Source organism: Sulfurospirillum sp. MES (assembly GCF_000789415.1).
Classification (GTDB): Bacteria; Campylobacterota; Campylobacteria; order Campylobacterales; family Sulfurospirillaceae; genus Sulfurospirillum; species Sulfurospirillum cavolei.
On record NZ_JSEC01000003.1, the window covers coordinates 331,992 to 346,913 of the forward strand.

18 protein-coding genes are annotated in these 14,922 nt (G+C 45.8%); 3 read left to right on the plus strand and 15 right to left on the minus strand.

Going from position 1 to position 14,922, the window contains the following annotated elements; all coding sequences use genetic code 11:
- The first annotated feature begins 102 nt into the window (after window positions 1–102).
- A complete protein-coding gene (locus tag OA34_RS07395; RefSeq protein ID WP_039673905.1) occupies window positions 103–2,229 on the plus strand; it encodes a methyl-accepting chemotaxis protein in 2,127 nt (708 codons plus the stop codon).
- Between the two features lie 22 nt (window positions 2,230–2,251).
- Here OA34_RS07395 and OA34_RS07400 read toward each other — a convergent pair whose 3' ends face one another.
- The 6 genes from OA34_RS07400 to OA34_RS13670 form a co-directional block, all read right to left on the minus strand.
- Entirely contained in the window at window positions 2,252–3,079 is an 828-nt protein-coding gene (locus tag OA34_RS07400) for an SDR family NAD(P)-dependent oxidoreductase (RefSeq protein WP_286682911.1), read from the minus strand.
- On the minus strand, window positions 3,079–3,417 hold the full coding sequence (locus tag OA34_RS07405) for a hypothetical protein (protein ID WP_039673908.1): 339 nt from the start codon (window positions 3,415–3,417) through the stop codon (window positions 3,079–3,081). The genes OA34_RS07400 and OA34_RS07405 overlap by 1 nt, the downstream gene beginning before the upstream one ends.
- A 70-nt stretch (window positions 3,418–3,487) precedes the next feature.
- On the minus strand, window positions 3,488–4,702 hold the full coding sequence (locus OA34_RS07410) for a saccharopine dehydrogenase family protein (RefSeq protein ID WP_039673910.1): 1,215 nt from the start codon (window positions 4,700–4,702) through the stop codon (window positions 3,488–3,490).
- 107 nt (window positions 4,703–4,809) lie between these two features.
- Window positions 4,810–5,400, minus strand: coding sequence for a non-canonical purine NTP pyrophosphatase (locus OA34_RS07415; RefSeq protein WP_039673912.1), 591 nt, complete (start codon window positions 5,398–5,400; stop codon window positions 4,810–4,812).
- A 106-nt stretch (window positions 5,401–5,506) separates the two neighbouring features.
- Entirely contained in the window at window positions 5,507–6,577 is a 1,071-nt protein-coding gene (gene mltA, locus OA34_RS07420) for a murein transglycosylase A (protein WP_039673914.1), read from the minus strand.
- A 36-nt stretch (window positions 6,578–6,613) separates the two neighbouring features.
- The gene (locus OA34_RS13670) at window positions 6,614–6,784 is read right to left on the minus strand and encodes a hypothetical protein (protein WP_173636947.1); all 171 of its coding nucleotides are present in this window, start codon (window positions 6,782–6,784) and stop codon (window positions 6,614–6,616) included.
- Between the two features lie 134 nt (window positions 6,785–6,918).
- On the opposite strand from OA34_RS13670, the gene OA34_RS07425 reads away from it, so the two are divergent.
- Window positions 6,919–8,235 carry an MFS transporter gene (locus OA34_RS07425; RefSeq protein WP_039673916.1) on the plus strand — a complete coding sequence of 439 codons (1,317 nt, stop codon included), beginning with the start codon at window positions 6,919–6,921 and terminating at the stop codon, window positions 8,233–8,235.
- Window positions 8,204–8,662, plus strand: coding sequence for a YqaA family protein (locus OA34_RS07430; RefSeq protein ID WP_254377227.1), 459 nt, complete (start codon window positions 8,204–8,206; stop codon window positions 8,660–8,662). The genes OA34_RS07425 and OA34_RS07430 overlap by 32 nt, the downstream gene beginning before the upstream one ends.
- A gap of 140 nt (window positions 8,663–8,802) precedes the next feature.
- Here the strand turns inward: OA34_RS07430 and OA34_RS07435 are convergent, their stop codons facing one another.
- The 9 genes from OA34_RS07435 to OA34_RS07475 form a co-directional block, all read right to left on the minus strand.
- A complete protein-coding gene (locus tag OA34_RS07435) occupies window positions 8,803–9,366 on the minus strand; it encodes a GNAT family N-acetyltransferase (protein WP_039673918.1) in 564 nt (187 codons plus the stop codon).
- Window positions 9,367–9,424: 58 nt separating this feature from the next.
- A complete protein-coding gene (locus OA34_RS07440; protein ID WP_039674048.1) occupies window positions 9,425–10,033 on the minus strand; it encodes a Crp/Fnr family transcriptional regulator in 609 nt (202 codons plus the stop codon).
- Window positions 10,034–10,039: 6 nt separating this feature from the next.
- Window positions 10,040–10,288 carry a hypothetical protein gene (locus OA34_RS07445; protein WP_039673920.1) on the minus strand — a complete coding sequence of 83 codons (249 nt, stop codon included), beginning with the start codon at window positions 10,286–10,288 and terminating at the stop codon, window positions 10,040–10,042.
- Window positions 10,278–10,517, minus strand: coding sequence for a hypothetical protein (locus OA34_RS07450; protein WP_039673922.1), 240 nt, complete (start codon window positions 10,515–10,517; stop codon window positions 10,278–10,280). The genes OA34_RS07445 and OA34_RS07450 overlap by 11 nt, the downstream gene beginning before the upstream one ends.
- A gap of 131 nt (window positions 10,518–10,648) precedes the next feature.
- Complete coding sequence (locus tag OA34_RS07455) at window positions 10,649–11,866, minus strand: molybdopterin molybdotransferase MoeA (RefSeq protein ID WP_039673924.1); 1,218 nt, start codon at window positions 11,864–11,866, stop codon at window positions 10,649–10,651.
- On the minus strand, window positions 11,863–12,309 hold the full coding sequence (locus OA34_RS07460) for a molybdopterin synthase catalytic subunit (RefSeq protein ID WP_039673926.1): 447 nt from the start codon (window positions 12,307–12,309) through the stop codon (window positions 11,863–11,865). The genes OA34_RS07455 and OA34_RS07460 overlap by 4 nt, the downstream gene beginning before the upstream one ends.
- A gap of 3 nt (window positions 12,310–12,312) precedes the next feature.
- Window positions 12,313–12,534 carry a MoaD/ThiS family protein gene (locus OA34_RS07465; protein WP_039673928.1) on the minus strand — a complete coding sequence of 74 codons (222 nt, stop codon included), beginning with the start codon at window positions 12,532–12,534 and terminating at the stop codon, window positions 12,313–12,315.
- A 50-nt stretch (window positions 12,535–12,584) separates the two neighbouring features.
- Window positions 12,585–13,571 (minus strand): iron-sulfur cluster assembly scaffold protein NifU, encoded by a 987-nt coding sequence (locus tag OA34_RS07470; protein WP_039673929.1) that lies wholly within the window; start codon window positions 13,569–13,571, stop codon window positions 12,585–12,587.
- A gap of 158 nt (window positions 13,572–13,729) precedes the next feature.
- Window positions 13,730–14,920, minus strand: a complete 1,191-nt coding sequence (locus tag OA34_RS07475) for a NifS family cysteine desulfurase (protein ID WP_039673931.1) — start codon at window positions 14,918–14,920, stop codon at window positions 13,730–13,732.
- Window positions 14,921–14,922 lie beyond the last annotated feature (2 nt).

Sequence of the window (14,922 nt, forward strand, 5' to 3'; positions counted from 1 at the left end):
TGTAACATTTTTCCTCTTAATAAAGCCCTATATATTTTTTAGAGTAAACTTTTGGCACAATTACGTTATTAGAAATACCGATATTAAAAAGAAGGAAATGTAATGAATGCTTTAAGTATTCGAGTCAAAACGCTAATGCTTTTCATCGCGGGGATTTTTTTTGTCGTGGCAAGTTCCCTATGCGTCACGATTTACAAGTCCAACGCATTAGCAAAAGTTCAAGTCGCCGACGAGCAAGAATTGATCTTAGAGACCAATAGAAACGAACTTAAAGCCTACACGATGATGGCGGAAAAGGCGATCGACGCCTTTTACAAAGCCTCGTCTTCGCAAGAACAGATTGCCGTAAAAATCAAAGCCGATGCATTAAGATTTAAAAAAATTTTAGACGACATGTACAAAAACAATCGTGACAAGCTTTCCAAAGAAGAGCTTCGCACGATGCTCTTAAGCCTCATCGAGGGGTATCGCTACAACAACGATGTAGGCTATTTTTACGCTTATACGACCGAGGGCATTAACGTCGTTCACCCGATCAACAAAGCCTTAGTCGGAAAAAACTTGATCGAGATGAAAGACAAAGAGGGCAATTTCGTTATCAAAGACCTCATTAAGGCGGCAAAAGAAGGAAACGGCGTCACGCGTTTTATCTGGCCTCATCCGCTCAGCAAAAAAGACGAACCCAAACTTTCGTACAATTTTTATTACGAGCCGCTTGACATCGTTATCGGAACGGGCGACTACGCTTCGGATATAAAAGCTTCTTTTCAAGCACAAGCCGTCAAACTATTGCAAGAACTTCGCTATGCGGGAGACGGCTATTTTTACGGTATTCAAAAAACCGATAAAGGCTATAGCTACGCATTTCACGGTATCAATCACGACTGGATCGGCAAAGAGATTCCGATTGACGGGAAAGATTCCCAAGGGCGACCTTTTAGGAAGCAGATCATCGATGGAGCGACGGGATCGAAAGACGGAGCATTTATCACGTATAATTTTATGAATCCGGAAACCCAAAAAGACGAACCCAAACTCACGTACGCTAGGTACTATAAAGAGTGGGATTGGATATTGGTTTCGGGTGTTTACATCGGACATATCGATACACATATCGCACATAAAAGCGATAAAATCAACGCCAACATCCACTCCATGATCTCCGATACGATCGTTCTTGGTAGCTTAACGGCATTAATAGCGATCGTGTGCATCTATTTTCTTATCAACTCTTTGATCGCCAAACCGCTCGTGAACCTCAAAACGACCGCCAATAACTTGGCTTCGGGGGACGGCGATTTGACCAAACAACTCGAAGTCAAACACCGCGACGAAATCGGAGAGGCTTCTTTGGAAATCAACCGTTTCATCGAAAAAGTACGCTCTACCATCGCGCTTGCTAAAAATACGAGCAGCGAAAACGCCTCCATCGCGCACGAACTCTCCGCAACGACCTTACAAGTCGGCAAACGCGTCGAAGAATCTTCGCTGATTATCGCCCAAGCAACCGACATGTCAAGTGCGACCAAAAAAGAGATCGTTACTTCCGTCGATGAAGCGAAAACCTCCAAAGAAGAGATCGTCAAAGCCAACCTTGAACTCCAAACCGCACGCGGTTTTATCCAAGACTTGGGAGATCGCGTGGAGAACAGCGCAGCGACCGAAATGGATCTCGCAAACAAAATTCAACAATTAAGCAATGACGCCGAACAAGTCAAAAGCATTTTAACCGTTATCAGCGACATTGCCGATCAAACCAATCTTTTAGCACTGAACGCCGCCATCGAAGCCGCACGCGCGGGCGAACACGGACGTGGCTTTGCCGTCGTTGCCGATGAAGTGCGAAAACTCGCCGAGCGAACGCAAAAAAGCCTTTTGGAGATTAATGCGACGATTAACGTCATCGTTCAAGCCATTAACGACAGTAGCGAACAGATGAATCGCAACTCCAAAGAGATCCAAGAACTCAACCGCGTCGCGAACGACGTCGAAGCCAAAATAAACCAAACGGTCGAGCGTATGAATACGGCAACCCGCCTTAACGAAAAAACGGTCAACGACTACATCCGCACCGGAGAGCAAATCGACACTATCGTCGTCAAAATCGAAGAGATTAACACGCTCGCCAACCAAAATACGCGAAGCGTCGAAGAGATCGCAGGAGCCAGCGAGCACCTCAACGATCTCACCGAAAAACTCAACGCGATTTTAAGTAAATTTAGAACCTAACGTAAAAGCCTCAAAAAGGCTTTTACTCTCCCGCTTTACGCGCGATAACGTCCATCATGCAGGTAGGTAAGATGCGTTTGAGTAGTGCAAAAAGTTTTGTAGGAAACGTTACGCCGTAGCGTGCTTTGGGGTGTTTGGATTCGACGGCGCACACCAAAACTTTTAAAACCGCCTCCGCACCCAACGTAAAAGGCGCATCGCCCGTTTTTTGAAGACGCTTTAGCGTTTTAGCGTAAATGTCTTTGTGGGCGGAGCGTTCTTGGTCGATGTTGCGTAAAAATTTGGCTAAAGCGTTTTTGCGAAAAGCACTTCGAATGGGTCCTGGTTCAATGAGCACAACTTCCACGCCGCTACCTTTCAGCTCCAGACGCATCGTATCCGCAAAGCCTTCGATCGCAAATTTGGAAGCGTTGTACGCCCCTCGATAGCTCATCGCCGCAAAACCCAAAATGGAACTATTAAAGACGATGCGACCGCTTTTTTGCGCGCGCATGTACGGCAAAACGAGGTTGCTCAGCTCCAGCGTACCGAAAACGTTGGTTTCAAACTGTTCTCGTAAAACCTCACGTCTCAAATCTTCCACGGCACCGGGTTGCCCGTACGCGGCATTGTTGAAAAGCACGTCGATGCGACCGTTCGTAAGAGAGAGCATCCACGCAAGGGCTACATGTAAACTCTGCGAGTCACACAAATCAAGCCTAAATGCGTTCAGTCCTTCCTTTTTCAAGCGAGCGACGTCCTCTTCTTTGCGGCACGTCGCAAAAACGTCGTAACCGAGTTTTTTGAGTCCGTGTGCGCACGTATAGCCGATACCGCTCGAACAGCCGGTGATCAAAATCGTTTGAGCCATCATACGCTCACGACGGTTTCGCCGGAATGAATCCACGCGCTTAAGAGTTCGCCCGTATAGTACACGTTCACGCCGCAACTTTCCAAAGACGAGGTAACGCTCATCGTATCGGCGCATTTCAGGCACGCAACCACTTTAACGCCCTCTTTTACCATCGCTTCGACCTTGGCTCGCACCTCGGCATCTTCGGCGATCAAGCGTTGCGAAGCACCCCAAACGAGCACCTCCACTTCGTCCATCCAGCCTTTTACGAGGGCGTTGTGCGCATAAAGACACACCATATGCATCGCGGTTTCTTTGTTATCGGTCGTCCAGAGAATTTTTGCTTTTCGTGACATGTCGATCCTTTATTCGGCAGAAAAGAAAGAGACCAAAAACCTTACATGTAAGGTTTCTGGATAGAGTGTTTTATTTGACTTCGTAAGTCTCTTCAGGTTTCATTTCGATGATTTTCCACGGAAGCCCCTGAACGTTAAGCTCGTCCATAAAAGGCTTGGCGTCGAATTGTTCCATGTTGAACACACCACGTCCGCTCCACTTGCCCTCTAACATCATTTTTGCGCCGATCATCGCGGGCACACCCGTAGTGTAGCTGACCGCTTGCGCACCCGTTTCACGGTAGCATGCTTGGTGATCGCAGACGTTGTAGATATAGACTTTGCGTTTTTTTCCCTCTTTAAGTCCTTCGATCACGCAACCGATATTCGTAAAGCCGACCGTTCGAGGACCCAAACTTGCGGGGTCGGGAAGTAAGGTTTTGAGAAATTCCATCGGGACGATTTTCATGCCTTTGTGTTCGACCTCATCGATTCTGAGCATACCGACGTTTTCTAAACATTTCATATGCGTGAGGTAACTTTGACCAAACGTCATAAAGAAACGAATGCGCTTTAAGCCTTTGATGTTTTGACACAAAGATTCTAGCTCTTCGTGGTAAAGCAAATAGCTGTCTTTTGCGCCCACTTCAGGGTAATCCCAGACCATTTTAATCGCCATCGGCTCGGTTTCGATCCATTTGCCCTCTTCCCAGTAACGCCCTTTGGAACTCACTTCGCGAAGGTTAATTTCGGGATTGAAGTTGGTTGCAAACGCATAACCGTGATCGCCCGCATTACAATCCAAAATATCGATGCTCTCGATGCTCTCAAAAAGATACTGTTGTGCATACGCGCAAAACACATTCGTCACGCCCGGATCAAATCCACTGCCCAAAAGTGCCATAATGCCCGCGTCTTTAAACGCTTTATCTCGTGCCCATTGCTCTTTGTACTCAAATTTTGCAAGGTCCGGATGCTCGTAGTTTGCGGTGTCTAGGTAAGGCACTTTGGTTTTAACGCACGCATCCATGATGGTAAGGTCTTGGTACGGAAGAGCGATGTTAAGCACCAAAGCTGGCTTTACTTTCTCGATGAGAGCCACCAACGCATCCACATCGTCCGCATCAATCGCAGCCGTTTCGATGTTTACATGTAAAGACTCTTTGATCTCTTGAGCGATCTGATCGCACTTGGATTTGGTACGGCTCGCTAAGACGATATGTGAAAACACATCGCTGTTCATTGCACATTTTTTAGTAACCACGCGGCTCACGCCGCCTGCTCCGATAATTAAAACGGTTGCCATGATTTTCCTTTTGGAGTTCATTATGAGGCTTCTTTAATAAGAGCTATTGTCTCATAGCCATTATCAAAAAAGCCTGATTTACATTGTAATCTGTTTTGATTACGTTTTTATTTCAAGCTTTTCAGTACGATGTGCGCGAGTTCAAGTGCTCGCGCTCGGTGCGAAAAGGCTTTTTTCACGCTCTCGTCTAGTTCGCCTAACGTTTGCTCGTAACCTTCGGGTATGAACATCGGATCGTATCCAAAGCCGTTATTGCCGCGTGCCCCAGCTATCGCTTCGCCGTGCATCCATCCATGCACGCAAAACTCGCCTTTGGCACACACGAGCGCAATCGCCGCCGTATAAAAAGCGGGCGTTTTGGTAAGCGCGTTGTCTTTGAGCGTTTGAATCAATTTGTGTAAATTCTCTTGCGCTCCGGCATTTGCTCCGGCAAAACGCGCACTGTAAATACCGGGAATCCCTCCCAAAGCAGGTACGCTAATACCGCTGTCGTCGCTCAACACCAAAACATTTTTATCGCCCAGCCGCTCATACACCGCGCGTGCTTTAATAAGCGCGTTTTCTTTAAAGCTCAATCCCGTCTCTTCGATCTCGAAAGGCTCTATGACGTCGCTGTACGCAAGCACTTCGTGCTCACCGATCCATGCTTGAAACTCTCTTACTTTGCCTTGGTTGGACGTTGCTAAAATAATTCTCAAACCTTACTCCGTTATCCTCATTTCAAAGCGCGGTTATCTTCATTCACGGCGAAAATCAACCGCTTTGATGGAGGGTTACTCTAGGTTTAGTGTACCTTTTTTTAGTTTAAAACTTGGGTTCCATAATCCACACTTCAAGCGGAGCTTTTAACTGTCCCGCGACATACTCCGCCCTTTGTCCATACCCCATAAACATATCGGCTCGGTTAGGCCCTTTAATCGCACCGCCCGTATCTTGCGCAAAAACGAAGCGATCGACGTCGTACGTTTCGGAGCGACTTTGAATCGCCAAGAGCGAACCCAAGGGAATGTAGCTTCTATCTACCGCCACCGAACGCTCCGGCGTTAAAACCAATCCTAAACTTCCCGTAGCGCGTTGTTCCATTCGACGGAAAAAAACGTAGCTGGGGTTCGTATTTAAAAGCGTATCGATTTGCGTAGGATGCGCCAATAACCACGCTTTCATCGCCTGCATCGAGACTTCGTCCACGCTGGCGAAAATGCCGCGGTTGATCATCTCTCGTCCCAACGATTTGTACGGATGTCCGTTGGTATCGGCGTAACCGATGAAAATAACCCGTCCGTCTTCGAGTTCAACGCGCCCCGAGCCTTGAATCTCCATCACGTATAGATCGATTTTATCGTCAACATAGCATAAAATTTCGGCATTAAGTTTACGTTTGCCGATCTCTTCGCGCGTGTAATACGGAAGCATCTTTCCTTTAACGGAGCGTCCGCGCATCTTTTTGTCGTTTTCGCCGACAATCATGACCAAATCTTTCGGTTTGCCGTAAACGGGATATTTATAACGTTCTGTTTTTTTTAAACTGCCGTGCAAGAGAGGCTCGTAATACCCCGTCAACATGGAACGTTGTTCGTTGGGTTCGACTTTTTTCAAGGTAAAAGAGTGCTTGAAGAAACTTTTGGCATCTTGAACGTCGTTGGCTTGACGGCAGACGTTTGCATAGACTTTTTTCGTCAAAGGAGCTTTGCAGTTCTCTTTAAAAAGCTCTAAAAGCTGATCGAAGTTTTCATTTTGACTCAACGCTTCAAAGCGGGCGTTGCTACCCTCTAAAGAATCGACGAAAGCTTGGTCTTGGGGCGTAGGAGCCGTTTTGGGAGCACAACCGCTCAACACAAACACGCAACAAACGAGGAAAGAAAAATAATAGCGCATACATATCCGGTGAAAAGAGGCGTATCGCCTCTTGATTTAGGCAGATTTCTTGAGTCCCGCCAACTCTTTTTTAATCGCATCAAACTCGTCGTAAATTTTATTGTGTTCCATAACGATCCAGTGGTTCAACCCGACGTAATAGAGCGAAATAAAATAAGCCGACACGCATCCAAGAAAACCTAAAATATGAGAAATATTGAGTTCCATAATGCATCCTTTGAAATGACGTGAAAAATTATAACATAAAAGAAGCTTCTTAAACTGCTTTAAACCTCATAGAATTTTCAAAGTTTAGGGAGTGTAGAATATGTCACAAAACTATTACGAGGATTTTTTCACCGATGTTCAAAACGCTCATGCCTTTAAATTTGATTATTTCACTTCGTTTTTTAGGTCTTTTTATCGTTCTTCCCGTCCTTTCCGTTTACGCACTGCATTTGGAGGGTTCCAGCGAACTTTTAGTCGGTATCACCATCGGCGGATACGCCGCGACGCAAATGCTCTTACAAATTCCTTTCGGTATTATGTCCGACAAGCTCGGACGAAAAATCACGATTTTTATCGGCTTGGTCATTTTTCTGATCGGCTCGTTGATCTGCGGTTTTTCCGAACATATCTACATGTTAATGTTCGGACGCTTCTTACAAGGTGCTGCTGCGATCGGAGCGGTCGGCACGGCGATGATCAGCGATATGGTCAAAGAAGAAGTGCGCGGTCATGCGATGGCGCTGATGGGCGGAACGATTGCGGCAAGCTTTGCGATTTCCATGATGGCGGGTTCGTTGATCGGCGGCTATTACGGCGTCGATAAACTCTTTTTTATTACCGCCGCACTTTCCGTTTTTTCCATGATCGTACTTTACACCAAAGTGCCCAATCCACCGAAAATCGTCCACCACTACGGTGCGGACGAGACGGATTTGAAAGAGATTTTAAAAGATAAAGATTTGATGAAAATGAACATTACCAACTTGCTTCAAAAAGGCATGATGACGCTTGCGTTTATGGTGATTCCTATTTTGATGCTTCAAGAGTTCGGATTCGTCAAGAAAGAACTGTGGATGGTTTACCTACCCGCCATGATCTGCGGCGTCTTAGCGATGGGACCTTCGGCTATCATGGGAGAGAAAAAGCATAAAGCCAAAGAGATGCTCATGATCGGCATCGCTTTATTTGCGATCAGCTACGTCATGATGGGATACGCGAAAAGCGCTTCGTGGTTTATCGTCGGCGTCGTCATCTTTTTTATCGGTTTTAACATGCACGAACCGTTGATGCAATCGATGGCAAGCAAATACGCCAAAGTTCATCAAAAAGGTGCGGCACTCGGCGTTTTCAATACCTTCGGTTACGCCGGAACGTTTATCGGCGGCGTTTTCGGCGGTTTCTTTTTAGAGCATTTCGGTATTATGGAAATTGCATGGGTCATCTTTATCGCCTGTATCTTTTGGCTCGTACTCATCGCCACGCTTAAAAATCCGAGCATCAATAAAAACCTCTATTTGCCCTTCGATACGATCGATTTAACGCGTATGATGCACCTTAATCACGTTAAGGGCGTCATCGAATGGTACCGAAACGAAAGCGAACACCTCCTCATCGTCAAATACGACTCGAAAGAGACCGATGCGGAGACCATCAAAGCCGTTATTTCGTAACTCGCCGGTGGCGTATTTTTCGCTATTTAGCATTGCCTTCGCTTCCGCTACGCTTTTGCCGGGCGGCAGCGAGGCATTTTTTCTTTACCTGCTCACACAAAAAAACTCGCCGATACTTCTTTTATGCATCGTAACCGTCGGTAATACGTTAGGTTCTTACACGAATTATCTCTTAGGAAAATACATGCTTTGGCTTGCCCAAAAAAGAGACTATATGAACCAACGGTGGATCGATAAAGCAAATGCATTGTTCGGCAAATACGGCTTTTGGACATTATGGTTTTCATGGATGCCCGTTATCGGCGATCCGTTGACGCTGGTCGCCGGTATTGCACGTTATTCTCAAATCAAATTTTTTCTTATTGTTTTTTGCGCAAAACTGCTCCGCTACGGTATCGTTTATGCGAGTTTTTTAGCTATCGTGTAGCATGGTTATTTTTTTCAAAAGACTTTTTTCACAACCGCACGAGAGACGAAGTTTTCTTCGCTCAAACGTGCATTGAACGATCTTTTGACAATACTTCCATCAAGAGACATCTTCAAAAAGAACGTCGATACGCACCCTATTTAACGTTTGTGAACGCTTTTAGACGTGTCGTAAGCCAATTCGTAGTAGGTGTTTGCATTAAACGAAAATTCGCAGATAACCTCAAGTCCCATTCGCGTGTGCGCCGCGTACGAACGCGAGTTAATCTTGTTGATGAACGTTACCAAAATCGCATAGCGTTTTTGCATACTCTCCAACGCAAAATCAAACAACTTTTCCAAAACGCCGCTGCCGCGTACGCGCTTGTCGACGCACACCGGACCGTATTGATAGGAGTTGTGAATGCTAAGGGTTTGTCCGAGATACGAAAGATTGGGGAGGTTTTCGATCATATGCGCAAAAATCGGCCACGCCGACCAATATTGCCATGAAGCGGACATCACGTAAGCGATCACTTCACCCTCTTCAATCGCAACAAAAATGCCTTGTTCGTGTTCGATAATCTCGCCCAGTTGTTCTTTATTAAACGCCGTCGTGACAAAACCGTCTTTTTTGTCTTCTTCTAAAATCGTGTCGATTTGGTATTTGGAATGAAGGGTAAAGATACCTTCAATATCGTTGATATCGGCAATTTTACAATGCATGTAGCACTCCTAAAATAGATGCGCCATCATACCGCTAAAAAGAGGCGTTGTCATTAACTTAGGTTAATTTCATCGCTTTTCGGATACGAGAAAGTGCAACTTCCGTGATGCCCAGATACGAAGCGATATGATAATTCGCCACCGCACTCTCGATCATCGAGTAGTCGTTAAGAAATTTGAGATAACGCTCTTTCGCGCTTAAGAGCAAAAAATCTGCTTCCCTACGCTCTTTTTTGACGATCAGCCGCTCGTAAATGCGAAGCATAAGGTCATTCCACTCGCGATGCTTCGCACCAAGCGCACGAAAGTCTTCATAGCTGATGCAAAGCACCGTAAATTCACTCAGCGTCTCCACGCCAAAAGGCGAGACCTCGTCTTTCATAGAAACCGAAGAAATACTGCTCAAAAGATGCCCCGTTTTTTCGGCAAACGACTTGTTGAACTCTTTGCCGCTTTCGCTGATGTAGTAATAGCGCGCCAAACCTTGAATCAAAAAATAAAAATCCTTCACCTTGTCGCCGATGTCAAACAGATGCGCTCCTTTAGGAAGCGTTTTAAGGCTAAAATAACATGTTGCCTCCTCCCAAACGTTTAAAGGCAAAGGGGATATATCCGAGAGAACAGGATAGAGTGTTGAAAGTGCATTTTGAAGGGAAAAAAAGTGCATCATCGGCTATTTATAATGGTTTGTCAACGCCATAATTTCAACTGTTTCGACATCGACATCAATAAAAATAGCTCTGTATTTTTTATTGAGCCGAAACAAGTAAACAAGCCTCTCTTTTGGCTCTAAAATTTCAGTATTTAACGAAGGATGAAAAGGATTGTTTTCAAAAAGCATTTTTGCTTTTTCATATTTTTTGGCAAGAGTGTGTATTTTGAGATAATTTTCTAAATCACCTCGCAAGGGTTTAACGTGCATCGTAAATGGAACTTTTTTTCAAACCGTCTTCGAGGTCTTTGAAAAAATCATCCGAATAATTCTCTTTTTGAAAATCACCCATCAGGTCACCTAAATCATCTTTTTGAAATTTTTTAAAGTAAAGCTCTTTCTTGACAATCGTCTTCTTCACTTCCTCAATTTCATTGAGATTCATCTGCGAAATAAGCTTTAAAATATGAGGTAAGGTTATATCTACGGCTATTTGCATGACCTCTCTTTGATGTTAAATTGGCTTAATTACAACGTGTTTTGTATGAGATTTAAGCCCAGATTGTCTTTCTTTAAAGTGGTATTTCTGTCTGTATTTTACATGTAACCTAAAAAAGCGTTGCCAGACGTTTACACGTCCAGCAACACCACATCCACCGTCTCGCCTTTTTCGATTTTTTGGACGTCCTTTTCGACGCGTAAAAGCACGGGGTTGTCTAAAAGATTATTGAGGATAGCGCTACTGCCCTCTTTTTTGCCTTCTAAGTCAACCACGAGTTGTCCCTCAAAAAAGCGAAGATTGCAGGCGGTAAATTCGACAAATTTGGAGCGTTTTTTGTAAGCTTCGCCCATATAGGCCTTACATGTAGGCAGTGCAAAGTTTTGTGCGCACATCTTGCGAAGCAAAGGCGCGATAAATAAAAACGTACACACCGATGCGCTGTAAGGAAATCCGGGAAGCGCGTAGATGTATTTGTGGTCGGCTTTGACGACGCGGATATGACGTCCCGGTTTCATGTACGAACCGTCGATGATGTTTTGCGTTTTCATATCGGTCAAGATACTTTGCAAATAATCAAAATCCCCCACGCTTCCTCCGCCGGTCGTCACGACGATGTCGCTCCAACGCAATGCTTGGCGAAGCTGTTGTTCGATCAATGCGCGATCGTCGCGGATCAGTTTAAAACGCATCGTTTCGCAATGCATCTGTTTTAAAATCGCTTCGACGATGACGTGGTTGGAGCTGTGTATCTGTGCGTGCGAGGTTTTAGGCTCTCCAAAATCAAGAATTTCGTTACCGGTGGAGAGAATGGCAACACGAGGACGCATAAAGACTTCGACTTGCACCATACCAAGTTCCGCCATTACGCCGATTTGCGCAAAACCGATCTTCGTGCCTCTTTTGATGAGCACTTCGCCCGCTTTGTAATTCTCGCCGATAGGACGTACCGCAAAACCTTTGGAAACGGCGGAAGTGATGCGAATCGCGTCGTTTTCGACTTCGACGTTTTCGATGGGAATTAGCGTATCGCTTCCTTCGCTCATCAGCGTTCCGGTAAAGGTTTTTACGCATTGACCTTTGGTTACGACGTTACGCGCTTCTTCTCCGGCGGGAACGTAATCGCTGATCGTCAATTTCCCCAATTGCTGATCGATGAATCGAATCGCATAGCCGTCCATCGAAGCGGTTTCATGGGTTGGATTGTTCTCTTTGGCGACAATATCGACGGCTAAGATGCGCCCTAAAGCATCCGCGACAAAAAGATTTTCGCGCCCGAACTCGCAATCGATCGAAGCCTCTAACGCTTGAAGCGTTTCGTCAAAAGGGGGAAAATGCGTGTTATTCATGCGTCCGCCTTTAAAAGACCGTGTCCTTGAAGCAAGTGCGAACGCTCTTTGGCGTAAATGCGCTTTCCGCCGATCAGATCGTACTTCCAAATAGGCGCGTTGGCTTTGAAATCTTCCACAAAATCGTTGATCATCGAAAGGGCGACTTTACGTTTGGGAGAGACGACCGCCGCGATGTAAGAAGAGGTGTGATTGGGCACGTCTCCGCGTGAATGCGCCATCAACAAGTAAGCGTTTTGCGCTTTGGCCCTCTCTTGCCACGCATCAAACCAACCCTTTAAAATCGGCTCGTAAATATCAAAACTAAGCCCCTCGATGCCGTCTTCGTCGCGTACGATGCCCACAAAGGGAATGAACGCACCGTAATTTTTATCGCTAATTTGATCGTACCAAGAAGCCAAAATACTTTTGACATGTAAGGATCCCTCGTGAAGTTCCAGCATGTTTCAACCTCCGCAAACAGGAGGGAGTAAAGAGATTTTATCGTGAGAAGAGACGGGAACGTCCGCTTCGCAAACCAAGGTATCGTTAATAGCAACGGCGCAGATGCCGAGCCATTCTTGAAGCTCTTTGTCTTCTTTGAAAAAGCTTTTGAGTTCACTGAGGTTTTGAATATCGACTTCGATGCTTGCTCGGCCTATCGGGCCTAAAAATTCGACTTTTGCCACGCACTATCCTTCCAAATAAAGAGGCGTTAAAGGCAAAAGCCTTTAACGATTTAAACAGGTAATATTCGTATATTTTTACTTAATTTCTCTTGTAAAACCGCTTCGATAGCAAAAAGCGTCCCCGTAGAGCTGCTCGCACATCCGCTGCAAGCGCCCAAATAACGGATATAAACGTCGCTCATACCCTCACTTTCTTTAATATCGAGAATCTCAAGATTGCCGCCGTCCATGACAAGCATCGGACGAATATTTTCATCGATCACTTTTTCGATCTCTTGGAATTTCTTAACGACGGTCAAGTCGTCGAAATTAACCGTATGCGTGCCCTCGACTTTAACGTTGGACATCGCAAGCAAACGGTCGTGCTCCATCTCGGCGCGCGTATCGCGTAAGATATCTTCCAAATAGTACTCGCGTGCTTCATGACCGCCCGGTTTGATACAGGATTTACAAAACGCACCCGCTTTGGTGTAGTTCGTGATCTGCTCGACGGTCGTGAGATTGTTGATGCGAATCACCTCTTTAATCGTTCCAAGGCTGACGCGCGCACATTCGCATACGATGATTTCGTCCTCAAACGAAGCCGCATCCACGCCCTTAAACGAAGCGGCGGCGGCTTTAATAACGTCGTACGCCATAACAGAACAGTGCATTTTTTGCGGCGGAACGGCCGGAACGTCAGGCGTATCGCGCATTGCTTTTTCAACGTCAATGTTGGTGATCTTCACCGCTTCGGAGACGGTTTTGCCGATACAAAGCTCCGCCATCGTATCCGAACTTGCGATCGCCGTACCGCAACCGAAACTTTTAAATTTCGCCGCTTTAATGACTTCGGTCTTTTCGTCGACGATCCAGTAAAGGCGCACGGCATCGCCGCAGCTCTCCGCACCGAAATCGGCGATGATAAGCTTACCGCCCATCCATTTAGCGTCTTCTTCGGTCAACTCGCCCATATTGCGAGGATGATTCATCAAATCTTGTACTTTTTGGCTGTACTCTTCCCAGATAGAGCCGCCGATCAAACTGTCTTTTGCCATTTTTTATTCCTTTTAATTCTTTGTACATATCACAACAAAAGCACCAAAGGTGCGCGGGCTCTCTGCCGAAGAGAACCCAGTGTTAACGTAGCTTTTTCACAGAAACTTCGTTTTGAGCTTTGCTTTAAAAGCGTGTTGAAAATTCTGCAAGAACTTGTTTACAATTTACTCACGTGCCACTCGGGCGCGTAAGCGTACGTACTGGAAATTGCTCTTAATCTTTCAACGGCTTTGTAAATCACGTCGATAGCATAATCAATCTCTTCGTCGGTCGTAAAACGCGATAACGAAAGTCGAAGTGCGGTATGTGCAAGGTCGGCTTCCGCGCCGATGGCTTCCATAACGGGATTGGATTCCAATGCTTCGCTGGCACATGCACTTCCCGTACTCGCACCGATACCGTTTTGATTGAGATCCCACAACATTGCTTCGCCTTCAATACCTTTAACGCTGATTAAAATCGTGTTGGGTACGCGTTGTTCTTTGGTTCCTACGACAAACGTTTCGGGAATTTTCAGCAATGCGTCTTCAAGTTTATCGCGCAGACGTCTAACGTTGCTTTTTTCAAAATCAAGAGCGGCAACGGCAAGCTCCATCGCTTTGCCCATACCGACGATACCGGGAACGTCAAGCGTTCCGCTACGGCGTCCGCCCATATGCTCGCCACCATGAAAAAACGGAGTTAAGGCTTGCCCATTACGAATGTAAAGTCCGCCTATTCCTTTAGGACCGTGAAATTTGTGTGCGGAAAAGCTTAAAAAATCAACATTGGCTTTTTTAACATCGACGGGAATTTTACCGACGGCTTGAACGGCATCGGTATGAAACAAGACGCCTCTTTCTTTGCAAATCGCGCCGATCTCCTCGACGGGAAAAATCATACCCGTTTCATTGTTTGCCCACATAATGGAAACCAATGCGGTTTTATCGGTAATTGCGTTTTTAAGGTCTTCCACGTTAATGACGCCGTCGGTATTGACCGGAAGGTAGGTCACGTTAACGCCTAGACTCTCCAAAAATTTACAGGATGCTCCGACTGCCGGATGTTCCACTTCGCTCGTGATGATATGATTTTTATCGCCGTGTAAAATGTAGTCGTTGTACACGCTTTTGATGACCCAGTTATTGCTCTCGGTCGCACAAGACGTCACGACGATATCGTCTTCGTCGTCCGCGTTAATGCCCGCATAAAGTTGATCCATCGCCTTGCGTAACGCCGGATGACTTTCGCTTCCGAACTGATGTAAGGAGTTCGGATTGCCGTATTTTTCGCAATAATAAGGCTTCATCAACTCGAATGCCTCGGGGTCGAGCATCGTTGTCGCATTGTTATCTAAATAGACTCGCATAA

Coding starts and splice junctions, on each gene's coding strand:
- OA34_RS07395 (WP_039673905.1), top strand. CDS start 103: ATGAATGCTTTAAGTATTCGAGTCAAAACGCTAATGCTTTTCATCGCG.
- OA34_RS07400 (WP_286682911.1), bottom strand. CDS start 3,079: ATGGCTCAAACGATTTTGATCACCGGCTGTTCGAGCGGTATCGGCTAT.
- OA34_RS07405 (WP_039673908.1), bottom strand. CDS start 3,417: ATGTCACGAAAAGCAAAAATTCTCTGGACGACCGATAACAAAGAAACC.
- OA34_RS07410 (WP_039673910.1), bottom strand. CDS start 4,702: ATGGCAACCGTTTTAATTATCGGAGCAGGCGGCGTGAGCCGCGTGGTT.
- mltA (WP_039673914.1), bottom strand. CDS start 6,577: ATGCGCTATTATTTTTCTTTCCTCGTTTGTTGCGTGTTTGTGTTGAGC.
- OA34_RS13670 (WP_173636947.1), bottom strand. CDS start 6,784: ATGGAACTCAATATTTCTCATATTTTAGGTTTTCTTGGATGCGTGTCG.
- OA34_RS07425 (WP_039673916.1), top strand. CDS start 6,919: ATGTTCAAAACGCTCATGCCTTTAAATTTGATTATTTCACTTCGTTTT.
- OA34_RS07430 (WP_254377227.1), top strand. CDS start 8,204: ATGCGGAGACCATCAAAGCCGTTATTTCGTAACTCGCCGGTGGCGTAT.
- OA34_RS07435 (WP_039673918.1), bottom strand. CDS start 9,366: ATGCATTGTAAAATTGCCGATATCAACGATATTGAAGGTATCTTTACC.
- OA34_RS07440 (WP_039674048.1), bottom strand. CDS start 10,033: ATGCACTTTTTTTCCCTTCAAAATGCACTTTCAACACTCTATCCTGTT.
- OA34_RS07445 (WP_039673920.1), bottom strand. CDS start 10,288: ATGCACGTTAAACCCTTGCGAGGTGATTTAGAAAATTATCTCAAAATA.
- OA34_RS07450 (WP_039673922.1), bottom strand. CDS start 10,517: ATGCAAATAGCCGTAGATATAACCTTACCTCATATTTTAAAGCTTATT.
- OA34_RS07455 (WP_039673924.1), bottom strand. CDS start 11,866: ATGAATAACACGCATTTTCCCCCTTTTGACGAAACGCTTCAAGCGTTA.
- OA34_RS07460 (WP_039673926.1), bottom strand. CDS start 12,309: ATGCTGGAACTTCACGAGGGATCCTTACATGTCAAAAGTATTTTGGCT.
- OA34_RS07470 (WP_039673929.1), bottom strand. CDS start 13,571: ATGGCAAAAGACAGTTTGATCGGCGGCTCTATCTGGGAAGAGTACAGC.
- OA34_RS07475 (WP_039673931.1), bottom strand. CDS start 14,920: ATGCGAGTCTATTTAGATAACAATGCGACAACGATGCTCGACCCCGAG.